Origin of the sequence: Leifsonia soli, from assembly GCF_013408745.1 — a bacterium.
Classification (GTDB): Bacteria; Actinomycetota; Actinomycetes; order Actinomycetales; family Microbacteriaceae; genus Leifsonia; species Leifsonia soli.
The window spans coordinates 414,778-431,712 of the sequence record NZ_JACCBJ010000001.1 but is presented as its reverse complement, the minus strand read 5'-3'; the positions used below and the strand labels follow the sequence as shown (position 1 = coordinate 431,712).

The following is a 16,935-nucleotide window of genomic DNA, read 5'->3' as shown; positions in this document are numbered from 1 at the left end:
GGGAACCCGCACAGTTGAGAACGTAGCGGAATGCGCCGACATTCCGCACGAAGCACACGGGTTCTGCAGAACTCAATCGCGGTCGAGGATCGAATCGGGCTGGATGTCGATCTTCGCGCCCGTCAGCTTCGCGGCGAGGCGGGCGTTCTGACCCTCCTTGCCGATCGCGAGCGACAGCTGGTAGTCGGGAACGAGCGCCCGGACGGCCTTCAGCGACTCGTCGATGACGAACGCGCTGGTCACCTTCGCGGGAGAGAGCGCGCTCGACACGAAGGTCGCGAGGTCCGGCGAGTAGTCGACGATGTCGATCTTCTCGTTGTTCAGCTCCGCGGTCACCGCACGGACGCGCTGACCCAGCTCGCCGATGCAGGCGCCCTTGGCGTTGACCCCCGGCTCCGTCGCGCGCACCGCCATCTTCGTGCGGTGCCCGGCCTCCCGGGCGAGCGACACGATCTCGACGACGCCGCTGGCGATCTCCGGGACCTCCAGGGCGAACAGCTTCCGGACGAGCGCCGGGTGGGTGCGCGACACCGTGATCGACGGACCCTTCGGCCCCTTGGTGACGCTGGTGACGTAGACGCGGATGCGCGAGCCGTGCGTGTACTCCTCGCCCGGCACCTGCTCCTCCGGCGGGAGGATGGCCTCCACCGTCCCGAGGTCGACGTGGATCATGCGCGGGTTCGGTCCCTGCTGGATGACGCCGGCGACGATGTCGCCCTCGCGCCCGCGGAACTCGCCGAGCACGGCGTCGTCCGCGATGTCGCGCAGCCGCTGGTTGATCACCTGCTTGGCTGCGAAGGCCGCGATGCGGCCGAAGTCGCTCGGGCTGTCCTCGGCCTCGCCGATGATGGTGCCATCTTCGTCGCGCTCGGGCACGTAAACCGTGACATGCCCCGTCTTGCGGTCCAGGTGCACGCGGGCGGCCGGCGGCTGGTCGCTGTGACCGTGGCGGTGATCGGCCTGGTTCGTGTGCTTCAGGTAAGCGGTCAGGATGGCCTGTTCGATGATCTGCACCAGCTCATCGAACGGGATCTCCTTCTCGCGCTCCATGAGACGCAAGACGCTGAGGTCGATGTCCATGCCGGCCTCCTCTATTCAGATCTCGCCGCCGCGTGACGGCGCGGCGGACTCAGTCCTCTACGGTACCCGAGATTCCCGAACGCGTGAACGCCGGGTACCGTTCACCGCATGACCTCCCCCAGCCGAGTCGCCTCCCGCGTCGAGCGCCAGCCGGCCGTCCGGGCCCTCGCCCGGGTGGGCCTGGCGGCCATCGGCATCCTGCACATCCTGATCGGCGTCATCGCCCTCGCCGTCGCGTTCGGCGCTGGTGGAAGCGCGGACCAGTCGGGCGCGCTCCAGGCGCTCGTCGCCGTCCCCGGCGGGCTCTTCGTGCTGTGGGCGGTCATCGTCGGGCTCGTCTTCCTCGCGGTCTGGCAGATCCTGCAGGCGATCACCGCGCACAAGCCCGGCCAGAAGGTGACGGAGGTCGTCAAGTGCATCGTCTACGCCGCCCTCGCCGGCATCGCCGTCTCCATCGCGGCAGGCGGCCGCAACGACGCGTCCTCCTCCGAGAAGTCGATGAGCGCGCAGCTGCTCGCGATGCCCGGGGGCGTGTTCCTCCTGGCGGGCATCGGCATCGCCATCGTGGTCGCTGGAATCGTCTTCGCGGTGAACGGACTGACGCATCGCTTCGAGCGCGACCTGCGCCTCCCGCCCAACCGCTGGGCGACCATCACGACGACGCTCGGCCGGGTCGGCTACGTGTCGAAGGGGGTCGCCCTGGTGATCGTCGGCGGCCTGGTCGTCTTCGGCGCCCTCACGTCCGATCCGGAGAAGGCCGGAGGACTCGACGGCAGCCTGAAGGCACTCACCGAGGTGCCGTTCGGCGTCGTGCTCCTCATCCTCATCGCCCTGGGCCTCGTCGCGTACGGCGCCTTCTGGTGCGTGCGCGCGTACGCTTCGCGCCTCGCGGAGCCGTGATCCGCGGCGCGTCGACCTGCGGGCGTCGCGCTCGCCGCGTCAGTCTGCGGCAACTCCCAGATCGATCGCGACGCTTCGGATCCGACGCACCAGCCGAAGGCTTCCCGGGACGCGGCTGAAACCGAACCGTTCATAGAACCGGGCGACAGCATCGTCCAACGCGTCGACCACGACCACCCGAGCGGCCACGACCTGGGTCGCGGAGACCACTCGCGTCAGCGCGTCAGCGAGCAGAACACCTCCGAGACCCTGACCGCGAAGGGTCGTGTCGAGAGCGAGTTTGCCGATCATGACCGCCGGTATCTCGACGGGCCCTCCCCTCCCGATCGAGCCGGGGACCTCGGTTCGGGCTACCTTGTGCGCGGACAAGCAATAGAACGCGACGATGCGGTCGCCGTCCAGCCACACCCAGGTGACGGCCGTGCTCCGTCGTGCCGCGTCCTCGGCGTTCTCGCGGAGCCATGCATCCATCGCCGGCACGCCGCACGAGAATGAGGTGGTGTCGTGACGAACCGGGTCGAATCGCTCCGAAGGCAGCCCGTCAGTCACGGGTCATGCCGCGCAGGCGGTCGGCAGCGGCCGCGAATGCAGCGTTGGGCTCTCCCGGCGCGTCGAGAGCGGCGAACAGGTCGTCGAAGAACCGAGCCGGGACATGAGTGGTCGCCTCGTGCTCGCGAAGGATCTGGGTGGCCCGCTCCTCGGCCGCGTGACGCGCGAACGTGGACGTCGGCTCACCGGCCAGCTCGGCTGCGTGCTCGATCCGGGCCCGGTCGGCCGGGCTCACCCGGAACTCCAGGCGTGCGCTTGCACCCATGACATCCCTCTCGACAAACGTGCTGTACGTACAACTGTACGGCACTCATTCAGACGCGTCGACCCCTTACTCGCTCGCCGCCCCGGCGAACTGCGCGTTGTAGAGGGAGCAGTACGCGCCGCCGCGGGCCAGCAGCTCGGCGTGCGTCCCCTGCTCGACGATACGGCCCGCCTCCATCACCAGGATGAGATCGGCATCGCGGATGGTGGACAGCCGGTGCGCGATCACGAACGACGTCCGGTCCGCGCGCAGCGCACTCATCGCCTTCTGCACGAGCAGCTCCGTGCGGGTGTCGACGGACGAAGTCGCCTCGTCGAGGATGAGCACGCTCGGCCGCGCCAGGAACGCGCGCGCGATCGTGAGCAGCTGCTTCTCCCCCGCCGAGATGTTCGAGCCCTCGTCGTCGAGGATGGTGTCGTAGCCGTCGGGCAGCGAGTGGACGAAACGGTCGACGTACGTCGCGCGCGCCGCATCCAGCACCTCCTCCTCGGACGCGTCGGGGCGGCCGTAGAGGATGTTGTCGCGGATGGTGCCCTTGAACAGCCAGGTGTCCTGCAGCACCATGCCCATGCGGCTCCGCAGGTCGTGCCTGCTCATCGACGCGATGTCGACGCCGTCCAGGGTGATCCGCCCGCCGTCGAGCTCGTAGAAGCGCATCATCAGGTTCACGAGCGTCGTCTTGCCCGCTCCCGTCGGACCGACGATCGCCACGGTCTGGCCGGGTTGCGCCACCAGCGACAGGTGCTCGATGAGCGGGGTGTCCTCCACGTAGCGGAACGACACGTCCTCGAACGCCAGGAGCCCCTGGGTGCCGGACGGGCTCGCCGGCGTGCGCGGGTCGGGCGACTGCTCGTCGGCGTCGAGCAGCTCGAAGACGCGCTCGGCGCTCGCGACGCCCGACTGCAGCAGGTTCGCCATCGACCCGAGCTGGGTGAGCGGCTGCGTGAACTGGCGGGAGTACTGGATGAACGCGGTCACGTCGCCCAGCTGCATCGCCCCCATGGCCACCTGGAGTCCGCCGACCACCGCGATGGCGACGTACATCAGGTTCCCGACGAACATCATCGCCGGCATGATGATGCCCGAGATGAACTGCGCGCCGAAGCTCGCCCGGTACATCTCCTGGTTCTTCTCGCGGAACCGGGCCTCCACCTCGCGGTGCCGCCCGAACACCTTGACCAGCGAGTGACCGGTGAAGGCCTCCTCGATCTGGCCGTTCAGCTCGCCGGTGTGCCGCCACTGGGCGACGAACAGCTTCTGCGACCGCTTCGCGATGAGCGTCGTGATCACCAGCGTCAGCGGGATGGTGATCAACGCGATCAGGGCGAGCAGCGGCGAGATCACGAACATCAGCACGACGACGCCGACGACGGTCAGCAGCGAGGTGAGCAGCTGGCTCATCGTCTGCTGCAGCGACTGCGAGATGTTGTCGATGTCATTGGTGACCCGGCTGAGCAGCTCGCCGCGCTGCATCCCGTCGAAGTACCGCAGCGGGAGGCGGTGCAGCTTGTCCTCGACATCCGAGCGCAGGCGGTACACGGTGCGCTGGGTGATGCCGTTGAGCACGTACGCCTGGAGGTAGCTGAACACCGACGAGAGGACGTACAGCGCGAGCACCCAGAGCAGGGTCTGGCCGACCGCGGTGAAATCGATGCCCGCTCCCGGCGTGAACGTCGTGCCGGAGAGCAGGTCGGCGTACTGGTCCTGCCCGTTCGCGCGGAGGCCCGCGATGACCTGAGCCTGCGTCACCCCTTTCGGGAACTGCAGCGAGAGCGCGCCGGCGAACACCAGGTTGATCGCGTTGCCGAGGAGCTTCGGCCCCAGCACCGCGAGCGTCACCGACACCACCGCGAGCAGGGTGACCGCGGCGAGCGGCAGCCACTCGGGGCGGAGGCGCCCGAGAAGGCGCTTCGCGCTCGGGCCGAAGTTCATCGACTTCTGGACGGGCATGCCCATCCCGGCGAACGGTCCTCCCCCACCGGGGCCACGCCGGATCGGAGGGCCGGCCGGCCGCTCGGGGGTCGTCGTCTTGTCGCTCATCCCGGTTCTCCCTATGCCGCATCCTGAGCCGCGAGCTGCGACGAGACGATCTCGGCGTAGGTCTCGTTGCTCTCGAGGAGTTCGTCGTGCGTCCCGCGGCCGACCACGCGGCCGTCGTCGAGGACGATGATCTGGTCGGCGTCCACGATGGTGGACACCCGCTGCGCGACAACGATCATGGTCGCGTCGGTGACATCCCGGGCGAGGGCCGCCCGCAGCCGGGCGTCGGTCGCCGTGTCGAGTGCGGAGAACGAGTCGTCGAAGACGAAGATCTCGGGCTTCCGCACCAGCGCGCGGGCGATCGCGAGCCGCTGCCGCTGGCCGCCGGACACGTTGGTGCCGCCCTGCGCGATGGGCGCGTCGAGGCCCTCCGGCATCGCCTCGACGAAGTCGCGGGCCTGCGCCACCTCGAGGGCGTGCCACAGCTCGTCGTCGGTGGCGTCCGGGTTGCCGTAGCGCAGGTTCGACGCGACCGTCCCGGAGAACAGGTAGGGACGCTGCGGGACGATCCCGATGCGCGACCACAGCACCTCCGGATCGAGCTCCGCGACATCCACACCGTCGACCAGCACGATCCCGCTCGTCGCATCGAACAGACGCGGGATGAGGTTCACCAGCGTCGTCTTGCCCGCGCCGGTGCTGCCGATGATGGCCGTGGTCCGGCCCGCCTCGGCGAGGAAGGTGATGTCGGTGAGCACGGGATGCTCCGCTCCGGGATACGAGAAGCCGACGTCGACGAACTCCACCGTTCCGTGCGCCTCGACCTCGGTGACCGGGTTCTCGGAGGCGCGGACGGACGGCTCCGTTCCGAGCACCTCGCCGATGCGGTCGGCGCACACCGAGGCGCGCGGCACGAGGACCGCCATCATCGTGGACATCATCACGCCCATGAGGATCTGCATGAGGTACTGCAGGAAGGCCGTGAGCGTCCCCACCTGGAGGGAGCCGTCCTGCACCCGGAACGAGCCGAACCAGATCACCGCGACACTCGACACGTTCAGCACGAGCATCACGATCGGGAACATCAGCGCGAACAGCCGGCCGGCCTTGAGCGCCGTCTCCGTCACCTCGTCGTTCGCGGTGCGGAACCGGTCGGTCTCGATGCGCTCGCGGACGAACGCCCGCACGACGCGGAGCCCGGTCAGCTGCTCCCGCAGGACGCGGTTGACCCGGTCGATCCTGTCCTGCATCCGCCGGAACAGCGGAACCATGCGGGCGATGATGATGCTCACCGCGACCAGCAGCGCCGGGACGCTCACAGCGATCAGCCAGGACAGCTCGATGTCCTGCTGCATCGCCAGCACGATCCCGCCGACCGCCAGGATGGGGGCGGACACGAGCAGCGTGCACGTCATCATCACCAGCATCTGCACCTGCTGGACGTCGTTGGTGTTGCGGGTGATCAGCGACGGCGCACCGAACGACGAGACCTCGCGCTCGGAGAACTCGCCGACGCGGCGGAAGATCGCCTCGCGGAGGTCGCGGCCGACGAGCATGGCGACCTTCGCCCCGAAGTACACCGCGGTGATGGCGCAGGCGACCTGCACCAGCGTCACCCCGAGCATCTCGGCGCCGACGGCCATGATGTACCCGGTGTCGCCCTTCGCGATGCCGTTGTCGGTGATGGCGGCGTTGAGCGTCGGCAGCCAGAGCGAGAGCAGCGACTGCGCCAGCTGGAAGACGATCACCCCGATCAGGAGCGGCCAGTGCGGCCGGAGGAACCGGCCGAGCAGTCTCAGGAGCATGATGCCTCCGTGTCGGATGACGGGATGAGGACGTGGGGCGAGGTCCCGGCGACACCGACCAGCGTCATCCGGGCGAGATCGTCGATGCTGAACTCGACGCCCTCGTTGAGCGCGGGGAACGCGGAGGAGAAGCTCATCAGCCGCAGCAGGTGCGCAACGCGCTCCGGCGGCCAGTTCAGCTCGGCCGCCTCCGGCTCCAGGATCCGGGCGATGATCTGGGCGAACTCGCCGCGCTCCTCCGGGACGGGCGGCCGCTGCTGGCCGAGGACCGGAATGATCCGCATGACGCTCTGGAATCGCTCCCGCAGCAGGTACAGGATCGCGCGCATCTTGTTCTCCAGCGGGAGCGATGGGTCGATCCTGCGGAGCGCCTCACGCAGCGGCTCCGGGTCGAGGTACTTCTCGATCGCCGCCGTGATGAGCGTCTCCTTGTCGCCGAAGGCGCGGAAGATCGTGCCCTCGGCGATACCGGCCGCGTCGGCGATCTGGCGCGAGGTCATCCCGCGCCCGTGCTCGAGCAGCAGCGGGATGACCGCCTCGATGATCATCGCCTTGCGATCCTCCGCGGCCATCGGCTGCGCGCGGGAGCGCGGCGGGTCGTCGGTCGCAGCGTCGTTCGTCACGCGGCGACTCTACTCGGAGTGAGTGCTCACTCACAAGAGTTCGAGAGCACGCATTTCAGGCGGCGGGCGCGAAGATCTCCCCGATCTCGGCGACCTCGGCGGCGGTGGGCTTCCAGGCGGTCGCCGCCTCGGCGTTGGCGACGATCTGCTCCGGCTTCGTCGCGCCCGCGATGACGCTCGACAGGCCCGGCTGGGCGAGCAGCCACGCGAAGGTCGCGGCGAGCATGGTCACTCCACGCTCGTCGCAGAACGCCTGGTAGCGCTCGATCCTGTCCCACGGGGCCTCGTCGAGCAGGTGGCGGCGGAGGTGCATGATCCGGCTGTCGGACGGGCCGCCCTCCCGGGTGAACTTGCCGGTGAACAGGCCGTTGTAGAGCGGGAAGAACGGCAGGAAGCCGAGGCCGTAGCGGTTCACGGCCGGCAGCACCTCGCGCTCGACGTCGCGCGCGAGGAGGCTGTACTCATTCTGGGCGGAGATGAACTTCGGATGCCCGTGCAGACGCGCGGTGAACTCCGCCTCTGCGATCTGCCACCCCGCCAGATTGGAGTGGCCGATGTAGCGGATCTTGCCCTCGGCGATCAGGTCGTCCAGGGTCGCCAGGGTCTCCTCGATGGGTGTCACGCCGTCCGGGCGGTGCAGCTGGTAGAGGTCGATCCAGTCGGTGCGCAGCCGGCGGAGCGAGCTCTCGACGGCGAGACGGATGTAGCGGCGGGAGGCGCGCGCATCCCAGTCCGGTCCGTTCAGGCCGGCCATGTCCATCCCGAACTTCGTGGCGAGGACGATGCGGTCGCGCTTGCCCTCCAGCGCCTTGCCCATGAGCGTCTCGGAGAGGCCGCGCTCGGAGCCGTAGATGTCGGCGGTGTCGAACAGCGTCACGCCGGCGTCGATCGCGGCGCCGATCACCGCATCGGTGCCCTCCTGCGTCTCGGTGAGCGTGTCCTTCCGGCCGAAGTTGTTGCAGCCGAGGCCGATGGTGGAGACGACGAGGCCGGAGCGGCCGAGGGTGCGGTATTCGATGTTCGCCATGCGTCGAGTCTAGGCAGGGCGCTTCTCCCCGCGTCGGGCACCACGGAATCGTCCACAGATCCGGGGCAGCGGCAGTTATCCCCCGATGTCCGATTCCCGCGAGTGCGCGTCGGTGGCGCGCCCTAGAGTCGTCCCATGAGCAGTTCCTTCGCCTATCTCCTCCGCACCACGAGCCCCATCGGGCGGCTCGAACTGACCAGTGACGGCACCGCCGTCACCTCTCTCTCCATCGAGCGATCGGGTCACCTCCCTCTCGAAGACCATCCCGAACGCAGCACGCCCGTGCTCGACGACGCGGCCGCCCAGCTGGAGGAATACTTCTCCGGCTCGCGGCGGGCCTTCGACGTGCCCGTGCGTCTGACGGGCACGCCGTTCCGCCAGGCGGTATGGCAGCGGCTCGCGTCACTGGAGTTCGGCACGTTCGTCTCGTACGGCGAGCTGGGCGCCTCCCTCGGCCACGCGGGCTACGGCCGGGCGATCGGCGGGGCCGTCGGGGCCAACCCGGTGCCGATCATCGTGGGCTGCCACCGCGTGCTGTCCTCCAGCGGCCGCGTCACCGGCTACAGCGGGGGCGACGGCATCCCCACCAAGCTGTGGCTTCTCGAGCACGAGGGGATCCTGCTGGCCGCATGAGCGACGCGACGACGACACCGACACCCCTCCGCTCCGCGCTCGTCATCGGCGAGGACGGCGTTGCGCGCTGCTCGTGGTCGGCGAGCGATCCCGAGTACCGCCGCTACCACGACGACGAGTGGGGGCGCCCGCAGCACGACCCGCGCGCGCTCTACGAGAAGATGTGCCTCGAAGGGTTCCAGGCGGGCCTGTCGTGGATCACGATCCTGCGGCGCCGTCCGGCCTTCCGGGAGGACTTCCTCGGCTTCGTCCCCGAGAAGGTCGCCGCCATGACCGAGACCGACGTCCAGCGCCTCCTGCAGGACGAGCGCATCATCCGGCATCGCGGCAAGATCGAGGCGACCATCTCGAACGCGCGTGCCGTGCTGCAGCTCGATGTACCGCTCGAGGAGCTCATGTGGAGCTTCGCCCCGGAGCCGCGCGCCGGTCACCGGCCGCGGGAGTGGGGCGAGATCCCCGCGGTCACGCCCGAGTCGACGGCGCTCAGCAAAGAACTGCGCCGCCGAGGATTCCGCTTCGTCGGGCCGACCACCATGTACGCGCTCATGCAGGCGACGGGCATGGTCGACGACCACTTCGAGGGCTGCTTCCGCGCCGGTTGACGGTCGCTGCGGGAGTACGGGAGAGGACCGAGAGAGTCGGGCCGACGGCGGATACGGACTCCGACGCCGGATTCTCGCTGGTGAGGGCGTACCGCTCGTGCCCGACCGCAGGCGGAATCTTGGTGCCTCACACTCCGGCGCAGGAAACGACGCATGGGGATGATGCGCCGGCCACCACACGACGGCCCGACTTGGTGAGGCGGATGACGCGCAACCAGTACGCGCACACGCCTCGGATCAGTGATCCTCTCTCTTGTGGTGAGCTTATCTCACTTTTCACTCCTGCACCACTGGGAGTTGCCCGGGAGCGGCGCGCCACACCCGCAGCAGCGCCTCACACCCGCAGCAGCGCCTCAGACCCGCAGCGCCGCCTCAGACCCGCAGCGTCGCCATGAGGTTGCCGGGCGCGCCGCGCACCTCCGGCACGACGAGCTCCAGGTCGCGAGATGCGCCCGCCGCCGGCCGGAGCTCGTACCCCTCGGCCTCCGCCCAGTCCAGCAGTGCCGCTGTGGTCGGGAAGCCCGCCCCCGCCTCGATGAGCGCCCGGGTGAGCAGGCCCTTCGCCTGCTTGTTGAAGTGATTCAACGCGCGGACATGGCCCGACTCGTCGCGGGCCAGGACACGCACGTAGTGTGCGCCGTCGCGCTTCGGCAACGGCGCCAGCGCCGCATACCCTTCGGAGCGGAGATCGAGCAGCAGGTCGTCCCTCTCGGCCAGCGCCGCAGCGCCGGCCTGCGCCCAGCGCTTCTTGAGCGACGCCGCGCCGCGGTGCACCGAGAGTCGCGAATCGAACGACAGCCGGTACGCGGGCACCGGGTCGCCCGCGCCCACCAGACCGAGCAGTGCCGACTGCACAGCGACCGACTCGGCGGCCACCTCCCAGTCCGCCGAAGAGAGCGAGCCCGCATCCAGGGCGTCGTACAGCACACCGGTGTACCGCTCGAGCGCCCGCATGGTCGGGGCCGTCGGGATGCCGCGGTTGCGCTCCACCTCGCCGGCCTGCTTCGGCCCGAGCTTGAGCGCGCGGATGGCAGCATCGTGATCCGCCGCCAGCTCGACGACCGCATCCACGACCTCGCGGCGGACCGCATTCAGCGAGGGGAAGCGCAGGCGCTCCAGGGCGAGCGGAGACCCCGCTCCCCCGTCCCTCTTGGTCTCGGAGGGCGGGAGCAGGATGAGCACGCTAGCCCTCCACGAAGGCGAGGGCCGTGTTCACGTTCTCGCCGAGCGGCGCTGCCGTGTCGAGCGTCACGCGAGGCAGGGTGCCGCAGGCACCGCGCCACTCGTCGTACTCGTCGGTGCTCTGCTCGACGGCGTACGCGGCGACGAGCCCGCTGCGCTTGCCGAGGCGCTCCTCGTGGAGGTCGGGGTCGGAGCACACCGTCTCGATCACACGGAGCTTCACGTCGCACCGCTCCGCCAGGTCGCGCCACTGCAGGCGCGCCGGCTCCACGGCGTTCACGGCGTCGACGACGACCGAGTGGCCGGAGAGCAGCACCTGCTCGGCCATCGTCTCGGCCACCAGATAGGCCGCGAGCCCGGTCGGCTGGTCGGAATCGATCCCCGCACGGATGATCGACGCCTCGATCGGGTCCACCGAGATCACCGTCGCGCCCATGCGCCCGGCCAGGATCTCCGCGATGGTGGACTTCCCGGAACCGGGAAGCCCCGCCATCGCCACCAGCATCGGGACGCGGACGTCTCCGAACTGGCGCTCCAGCGGGGCTCCCTGCTGCCCGGACATGTCAGACCAGCTCAGCCTGACGGGCCACGATGGTGACCGTGTTGTTCTCGACGGAGAGGAAGCCGTCATCGGCGTTCGCCGTGATCGACTCGCCCCCGTTCAGGGTCACGCGCACCTCGCCCTGCGCGAGGATGGCCAGCAGCGGCTCGTGGCCGGGCAGGATACCGATCTGCCCTTCCACGGTGCGCGCCACGACCATGCTCGCCTCACCCGACCACACTTCGTGGTCGGCGGCGACGACGCTGACGTTGAGGACAGCCATTGTTAGCCGTTCTCCTTCTGGATCTGCGCCCACTTCTCTTCCACGTCGGAGATCGGTCCGACGTTGAAGAAGGCCTGCTCGGCCACGTGGTCGAACTCGCCCTTGGCGATCGCGTCGAACGACTCGATGGTGTCCTTCAGCGGAACCGTGGAACCCTCGACACCGGTGAACTTCTTCGCCATGTAGGTGTTCTGCGAGAGGAACTGCTGGATCCGGCGCGCACGCGACACCGTGATCTTGTCCTCCTCCGACAGCTCGTCGACACCGAGGATCGCGATGATCTCCTGCAGCTCCTTGTTCTTCTGGAGGATCTGCTTGACGGTCGTGGCCACGCGGTAGTGGTCCTCACCCAGGTAGCGGGGGTCGAGGATGCGCGAGGTCGAGGTCAGCGGGTCGACCGCCGGGTACAGACCCTTCGACGCGATCTCACGGGAGAGCTCGGTCGTGGCGTCCAGGTGGGCGAACGTGGTCGCCGGCGCCGGGTCGGTGTAGTCGTCGGCCGGAACGTAGATCGCCTGCAGCGAGGTGATCGAGTGGCCGCGGGTCGAGGTGATGCGCTCCTGGAGCTGACCCATCTCGTCGGCGAGGTTCGGCTGGTAGCCCACCGCGGACGGCATGCGGCCGAGCAGCGTGGACACCTCGGAACCGGCCTGCGTGAACCGGAAGATGTTGTCGATGAAGAGCAGCACGTCCTGGTTCTGCACGTCGCGGAAGTACTCCGCCATCGTCAGGGCGGACAGGGCGACGCGCAGACGCGTCCCCGGCGGCTCGTCCATCTGGCCGAAGACGAGCGCGGTCTTGTCGAAGACGCCCGCCTCCTCCATCTCGTGGATGAGGTCGTTGCCCTCACGGGTGCGCTCGCCGACACCGGCGAACACCGACACACCACCGTGATCCTGCGCCACGCGCTGGATCATCTCCTGGATGAGGACGGTCTTGCCGACACCGGCGCCGCCGAAGAGACCGATCTTTCCACCCTGCACGTACGGGGTGAGCAGGTCGATGACCTTGATGCCGGTCTCGAACAGCTGGGTCTTGGACTCGAGCTGGTCGAACGCCGGCGGGTTGCGATGGATGGGCCAGCGCTCGGTGATCTCGACCTTCTCGCCCGGCTCGAGGTTCAGGATGTCACCGGTGACGTTGAACACCTTGCCCTTGGTCACGTCGCCCACGGGCACGCTGATCGGGGCACCGGTGTCGCGCACCTCGCCGCCGCGGACCAGGCCGTCGGTCGGCTTCAGCGCGATCGCGCGCACCAGGTCGTCGCCGAGGTGCTGGGCGACCTCGAGCGTGATCTCGGTCGACTGCTCGCCGATCGTGATCGTGGTCTTCAGGGCGTTGTAGATGCCCGGGATCGCATCGTGCGGGAACTCGATGTCGACGACCGGACCGGTCACGCGGGCAATTCGTCCCACACCGGCCGGCTGCGCGGTCGAAGCCTGGGCTTCGGCGGTAGCGGTAGTCATGATTGTTATCTCTCTCGTTGGACGATCAGTGGGACGAGCTCAGCGCATCCGCGCCGCCGACGATCTCGGAGATCTGCTGGGTGATCTCCGCCTGACGGGCGTTGTTGGCCAGACGCGTGTAGTCGGTGATGAGCTTGTCGGCGTTGTCGCTCGCAGCCTTCATGGCCTTCTGCGTCGCGGCGTGCTTGGAGGCGGCCGACTGCAGCATCGCGTTGAAGATGCGGCTCTCGATGTAGACGGGGAGCAGCGAGTCGAGCACCGTCCCCACATCCGGCTCGAACTCGTAGAGGGGAAGGACCTGCGTGCGGTCCGGCTCCTCCACGCCCTCGACGACCTCCAGGGGAAGCAGGCGGACGACCTGCGGCTCCTGGGTCAGCATGCTGATGAAGCGGTTGTAGATGATGTGGATCTCGTCCACACCACCGTCGGACGCATCGCGCAGGAAGGACTCCAGGATCGCGTCGGCGATCTCCTTGGCCTGCTCGAACTCCGGGGCATCCGTGTTGCCGGTCCACACCCGCTCGAACGCACGGCGGCGAAAGCTGAAGTAGCCCTGCGCCTTGCGGCCGACGAGGAAGTACACGACCTCCTTGCCCTGGCTGCGCAGCAGCTCCGCGAGCTTCTCGGACTCCTTGAGCACGTTCGAGTTGAACGCGCCGGCGAGGCCGCGATCGGAGGAGAAGATGACGATCGCGGCGCGCTCGATCTTCTCCGGCTCGGTGGTCAGGACGTGGTCGACGTTCGAGTACGTCGCCACCGCCGACACCGCGCGCGTGATGGCGCGGGCGTACGGCGAGCTCGCGGCGACCCGCGCCTGCGCCTTCTGGATGCGGGAGGCGGAGATCAGCTCCATCGCACGGGTGATCTTCTTGGTCGTCTGGGCAGATCTGATCTTCTGCCGGTAGACCCGAAGCTGTGCTCCCATGTCTCTCCTAGTATCTAGTCTCTCGTGGGCTCAGCGCTCAGCGCCGGGCCTTGACGATGCGCTCCTGGTCGACCTCGTCCTCGTCGATGGCCTGGAACTCCTCGCGTCCGACCGAGGCGAGCGGCTTGCCCTCGCCGGTCTGGAACTCGAGCTTGAATTTGTCCACCTCGGAGTCGAGCTTCGCCACCGTGTCGTCGTCGAGGACGTTGGTGTCGCGCAACGTGTCGAGGATGTCGGTGTTGCGGCGCAGGTGGTCGAGCAGCTCGGCCTCGAAGCGCAGGACGTCCTCGACGGCGACCTCGTCCAGCTTGCCGTTGGTGCCGGCCCAGATCGAGACGACCTGCTCCTCCACCGGGAACGGCGAGTACTGCGGCTGCTTGAGCAGCTCGGTGAGGCGGGCGCCGCGCGCCAGCTGACGGCGGCTCGCCGCGTCGAGGTCGGACGCGAACATCGCGAACGCCTCGAGCGAGCGGTACTGCGCCAGCTCGAGCTTGAGCGTGCCGGAGACCTTCTTGATGGACTTCACCTGCGCGTCGCCGCCGACTCGCGAGACCGAGATGCCGACATCGACCGCGGGGCGCTGGTTGGCGTTGAAGAGGTCGGACTGCAGGAAGATCTGGCCGTCGGTGATCGAGATCACGTTGGTCGGGATGTACGCGGAGACGTCGTTCGCCTTCGTCTCGATGATCGGCAGACCGGTCATCGAGCCGGCGCCCAGCTCGTCGGAGAGCTTCGCGCAACGCTCCAGCAGGCGGGAGTGCAGGTAGAAGACGTCACCCGGGTAGGCCTCGCGTCCTGGCGGACGACGGAGGAGGAGCGACACGGCGCGGTAGGCCTCGGCCTGCTTGGACAGGTCGTCGAAGACGATGAGGACGTGCTTGCCGCCGTACATCCAGTGCTGGCCGATGGCCGAGCCGGTGTAGGGGGCGAGGTACTTGAAGCCGGCCGGGTCGGAGGCGGGGGCCGCGACGATGGTGGTGTACTCCATCGCGCCGGCGTCCTCGAGCGCGCCCTTCACCGAGGCGATGGTCGAGCCCTTCTGACCGATGGCGACGTAGATGCAGCGGACCTGCTTGTTGACGTCGCCGGACTCCCAGTTGGCCTTCTGGTTGATGATCGTGTCGATCGCGATGGCCGTCTTACCGGTCTGGCGGTCGCCGATGATCAGCTGGCGCTGACCGCGGCCGACCGGGATCATCGCGTCGATGGCCTTGATGCCGGTCTGCAGCGGCTCGTGCACCGACTTGCGCTGCATGACGCCGGGCGCCTGGAGCTCGAGCTCGCGGCGGCCCTCGCTGGCGATCTCGCCGAGGCCGTCGATCGGGTTGCCGAGCGGGTCGACCACGCGGCCGAGGTAGCCGTCGCCGACCGGGACGGAGAGGACCTCGCCGGTGCGGGTCACCTCCATGCCCTCGACGATGTGGTCGAACTCGCCGAGCACGACCACGCCGACCTCGTTCTCGTCGAGGTTCTGGGCGAGGCCCAGGGTGCCGTCGGCGAAGCGGATGAGCTCGTTGGCCATCACGCTCGGGAGGCCCTCGACGTGCGCGATGCCGTCGGAGGCGTCGATCACGTGGCCGATCTCGGTGGCCTGTGCGGACGCCGGCTCGTATGTGGTGACGAAGTCCTTGAGCGCGTCGCGGATGTCGTCGGGGCTGATCTGTGTGTCTGCCATTGTGATTCCTATCTTGAGGCGGTCAGCCCGCCAGCTGAAGCCGGAGTTCGGCCAGACGCGACGCGATGCTTCCATCGATGACGTCGTCACCGATCTGCACCCGCAATCCGCCGATGATCGAGGGGTCGACGACCTGGTTGATCCTGAGGTCGCCGTAGGAGGCGCTGAGAACCGTGCGCAGGCGCTCGGCCTGGGCCGCGGGCAGCGGGGACGCGGCGTAGACCGTCGCGATCGTCTGGCCCGACTGCGCGGCCACCATGCGCGCGGCCGCCCGGAGCGACTCGCGGACGCTGCGGCCGCGGGGCTGCGCGACGAGCTGGCGCACGATGGCGACGGTCTCCTTCGACGCCTTCCCGTCGAGCAGCCGCTCGACGAGTGCGACCTTGGAGTCGGGCGATGCGAGCTTGCTGCGCAGCGCGAGCTCGAGGCGCGCGTCGGAGGTCACGGCGCCTCCGAAGGTCAGCAGCTCGGCGACGATGTCGACGTTCCGCGGTGCAGAGCCTGCGATGGCACGGATCCCGAGCTCCTCGATCGCGCCGAGCAGGTCGTCGTGAGACGACCAGCGCTGGGCGGCGATGACGGTGAGCAGTCCGACGGCCGGAGCCGAGAGCGAGCGGAAGACGCGCTTCACGAGCGCCGTCTTGCCCTCGGCCGAGACCGTGGGGTCGCCGAGGACGGCTCGGAGCTGGGCCGAGTCCGCGACGACTCGCCCTGCACTGAACAGGTCCTCGGCCGTCGCCAGATCGGCCGTGGACCCGAGGTCGGCGAGAGCCGAGACGGATCGGGCCAACGCTTCTCTGGTGGCGCTTCCCATCAGTTGCCCGATCCTGCCTTCTGGTCGGCCTGAGCCTTCTCGTCGGCCTCGAGGTCCGCCAGGAAGCGGTCCACGATCGCCTGTGCACGCTTGTCCTCGTCGAGGGCCTCGCGCACGACGGTCGACGCCAGGTCGATCGCCAGCGAACCGACCTCGCTGCGCAGCTGGACGAGCGCCGTCTGACGCTCCGCCTCGAGCTGCGCCTGCGCCTGGGCGGTCACGCGCGCGGCCTCCGTCGCGGCGGCCTCGCGGGCCTCCGCGACGATCTTCTGGCCGTCGACGCGGGCGGTCTCGCGGATCTTGCCCGCCTCCGCACGCGCCTCGGCGAGCTGGGCGGTGTACTCCTCCAGCAGGGCCTCGGCCTTGCGCTGCGCCTCGTCGGCCTTCTCGATGTTGCCCTCGATCGCCTCTGCGCGCTCATCCAGCAGCTTCTTCATGCGCGGAAGCACGAGCTTCCAGAAGAAGAACAGGATGATCAGGAAGCAGAGAAGCGCGCCGATGATGTCCGGCCACTCCGGGATCAGCGGGTTGTGCGACCCCTCTGAGGCTGCGATCACCACACTCTTGAGCATGGTTCCTCCTTAC

At 68.7% G+C, this 16,935-nt stretch carries 18 protein-coding genes; 3 read left to right on the top strand and 15 right to left on the bottom strand.

From position 1 onward, the window contains the following. Positions 1-72 precede the first annotated feature (72 nt). Complete coding sequence (gene nusA / locus BJ963_RS02100) at positions 73-1,080, bottom strand: transcription termination factor NusA (RefSeq protein ID WP_179454265.1); 1,008 nt, start codon at positions 1,078-1,080, stop codon at positions 73-75. Between the two features lie 108 nt (positions 1,081-1,188). On the opposite strand from nusA, the gene BJ963_RS02095 reads away from it, so the two are divergent. Further along, a complete protein-coding gene (locus BJ963_RS02095; RefSeq protein WP_179454263.1) occupies positions 1,189-1,980 on the top strand; it encodes a DUF1206 domain-containing protein in 792 nt (263 codons plus the stop codon). 39 nt (positions 1,981-2,019) lie between these two features. Here the strand turns inward: BJ963_RS02095 and BJ963_RS02090 are convergent, their stop codons facing one another. From BJ963_RS02090 to BJ963_RS02065, 6 genes are all read right to left on the bottom strand, one after another. Beyond that, on the bottom strand, positions 2,020-2,451 hold the full coding sequence (locus tag BJ963_RS02090; protein ID WP_179454261.1) for a GNAT family N-acetyltransferase: 432 nt from the start codon (positions 2,449-2,451) through the stop codon (positions 2,020-2,022). Positions 2,452-2,521: 70 nt separating this feature from the next. Further along, positions 2,522-2,794, bottom strand: coding sequence for a type II toxin-antitoxin system TacA family antitoxin (locus BJ963_RS02085; RefSeq protein WP_179454259.1), 273 nt, complete (start codon positions 2,792-2,794; stop codon positions 2,522-2,524). A gap of 66 nt (positions 2,795-2,860) precedes the next feature. Beyond that, positions 2,861-4,834, bottom strand: coding sequence for an ABC transporter ATP-binding protein (locus tag BJ963_RS02080; protein WP_281363842.1), 1,974 nt, complete (start codon positions 4,832-4,834; stop codon positions 2,861-2,863). Positions 4,835-4,845: 11 nt separating this feature from the next. Next, positions 4,846-6,579 carry an ABC transporter ATP-binding protein gene (locus BJ963_RS02075; protein WP_179454257.1) on the bottom strand — a complete coding sequence of 578 codons (1,734 nt, stop codon included), beginning with the start codon at positions 6,577-6,579 and terminating at the stop codon, positions 4,846-4,848. After that, on the bottom strand, positions 6,570-7,202 hold the full coding sequence (locus BJ963_RS02070; protein WP_231946795.1) for a TetR/AcrR family transcriptional regulator: 633 nt from the start codon (positions 7,200-7,202) through the stop codon (positions 6,570-6,572). The genes BJ963_RS02075 and BJ963_RS02070 overlap by 10 nt, the downstream gene beginning before the upstream one ends. Before the next feature lie 55 nt (positions 7,203-7,257). Then, positions 7,258-8,229 (bottom strand): aldo/keto reductase, encoded by a 972-nt coding sequence (locus BJ963_RS02065; RefSeq protein ID WP_179454255.1) that lies wholly within the window; start codon positions 8,227-8,229, stop codon positions 7,258-7,260. A gap of 135 nt (positions 8,230-8,364) precedes the next feature. On the opposite strand from BJ963_RS02065, the gene BJ963_RS02060 reads away from it, so the two are divergent. Both BJ963_RS02060 and BJ963_RS02055 read left to right on the top strand, forming a co-directional pair. After that, complete coding sequence (locus BJ963_RS02060; RefSeq protein WP_089912559.1) at positions 8,365-8,862, top strand: methylated-DNA--[protein]-cysteine S-methyltransferase; 498 nt, start codon at positions 8,365-8,367, stop codon at positions 8,860-8,862. After that, positions 8,859-9,464, top strand: a complete 606-nt coding sequence (locus BJ963_RS02055) for a DNA-3-methyladenine glycosylase I (protein WP_179454253.1) — start codon at positions 8,859-8,861, stop codon at positions 9,462-9,464. The genes BJ963_RS02060 and BJ963_RS02055 overlap by 4 nt, the downstream gene beginning before the upstream one ends. Before the next feature lie 372 nt (positions 9,465-9,836). On the opposite strand, the gene BJ963_RS02050 is transcribed toward BJ963_RS02055, so the two are convergent. Genes BJ963_RS02050 through BJ963_RS02015 form a run of 8 tightly spaced genes read right to left on the bottom strand, consistent with a single transcriptional unit; the run spans position 9,837 to position 16,922 of the window. Continuing rightward, entirely contained in the window at positions 9,837-10,646 is an 810-nt protein-coding gene (locus BJ963_RS02050; protein WP_179454251.1) for a peroxide stress protein YaaA, read from the bottom strand. 1 nt (position 10,647) lies between these two features. Beyond that, complete coding sequence (locus tag BJ963_RS02045; RefSeq protein ID WP_089912567.1) at positions 10,648-11,208, bottom strand: P-loop nucleotide/nucleoside kinase family protein; 561 nt, start codon at positions 11,206-11,208, stop codon at positions 10,648-10,650. A gap of 1 nt (position 11,209) precedes the next feature. Further along, positions 11,210-11,470 carry a F0F1 ATP synthase subunit epsilon gene (locus BJ963_RS02040; protein ID WP_018190354.1) on the bottom strand — a complete coding sequence of 87 codons (261 nt, stop codon included), beginning with the start codon at positions 11,468-11,470 and terminating at the stop codon, positions 11,210-11,212. A gap of 2 nt (positions 11,471-11,472) precedes the next feature. Then, positions 11,473-12,936 carry a F0F1 ATP synthase subunit beta gene (gene atpD, locus BJ963_RS02035; protein WP_089912569.1) on the bottom strand — a complete coding sequence of 488 codons (1,464 nt, stop codon included), beginning with the start codon at positions 12,934-12,936 and terminating at the stop codon, positions 11,473-11,475. A gap of 25 nt (positions 12,937-12,961) precedes the next feature. After that, the gene (locus BJ963_RS02030; protein ID WP_018190352.1) at positions 12,962-13,861 is read right to left on the bottom strand and encodes a F0F1 ATP synthase subunit gamma; all 900 of its coding nucleotides are present in this window, start codon (positions 13,859-13,861) and stop codon (positions 12,962-12,964) included. A gap of 37 nt (positions 13,862-13,898) precedes the next feature. Next, entirely contained in the window at positions 13,899-15,536 is a 1,638-nt protein-coding gene (gene atpA, locus BJ963_RS02025; protein WP_089912572.1) for a F0F1 ATP synthase subunit alpha, read from the bottom strand. 22 nt (positions 15,537-15,558) lie between these two features. Further along, entirely contained in the window at positions 15,559-16,350 is a 792-nt protein-coding gene (locus BJ963_RS02020) for a F0F1 ATP synthase subunit delta (protein ID WP_179454249.1), read from the bottom strand. Next, positions 16,350-16,922 carry a F0F1 ATP synthase subunit B gene (locus BJ963_RS02015; protein WP_089912580.1) on the bottom strand — a complete coding sequence of 191 codons (573 nt, stop codon included), beginning with the start codon at positions 16,920-16,922 and terminating at the stop codon, positions 16,350-16,352. Before BJ963_RS02015 ends, BJ963_RS02020 begins: the two co-directional genes overlap by 1 nt. Positions 16,923-16,935: the final 13 nt, after the last annotated feature.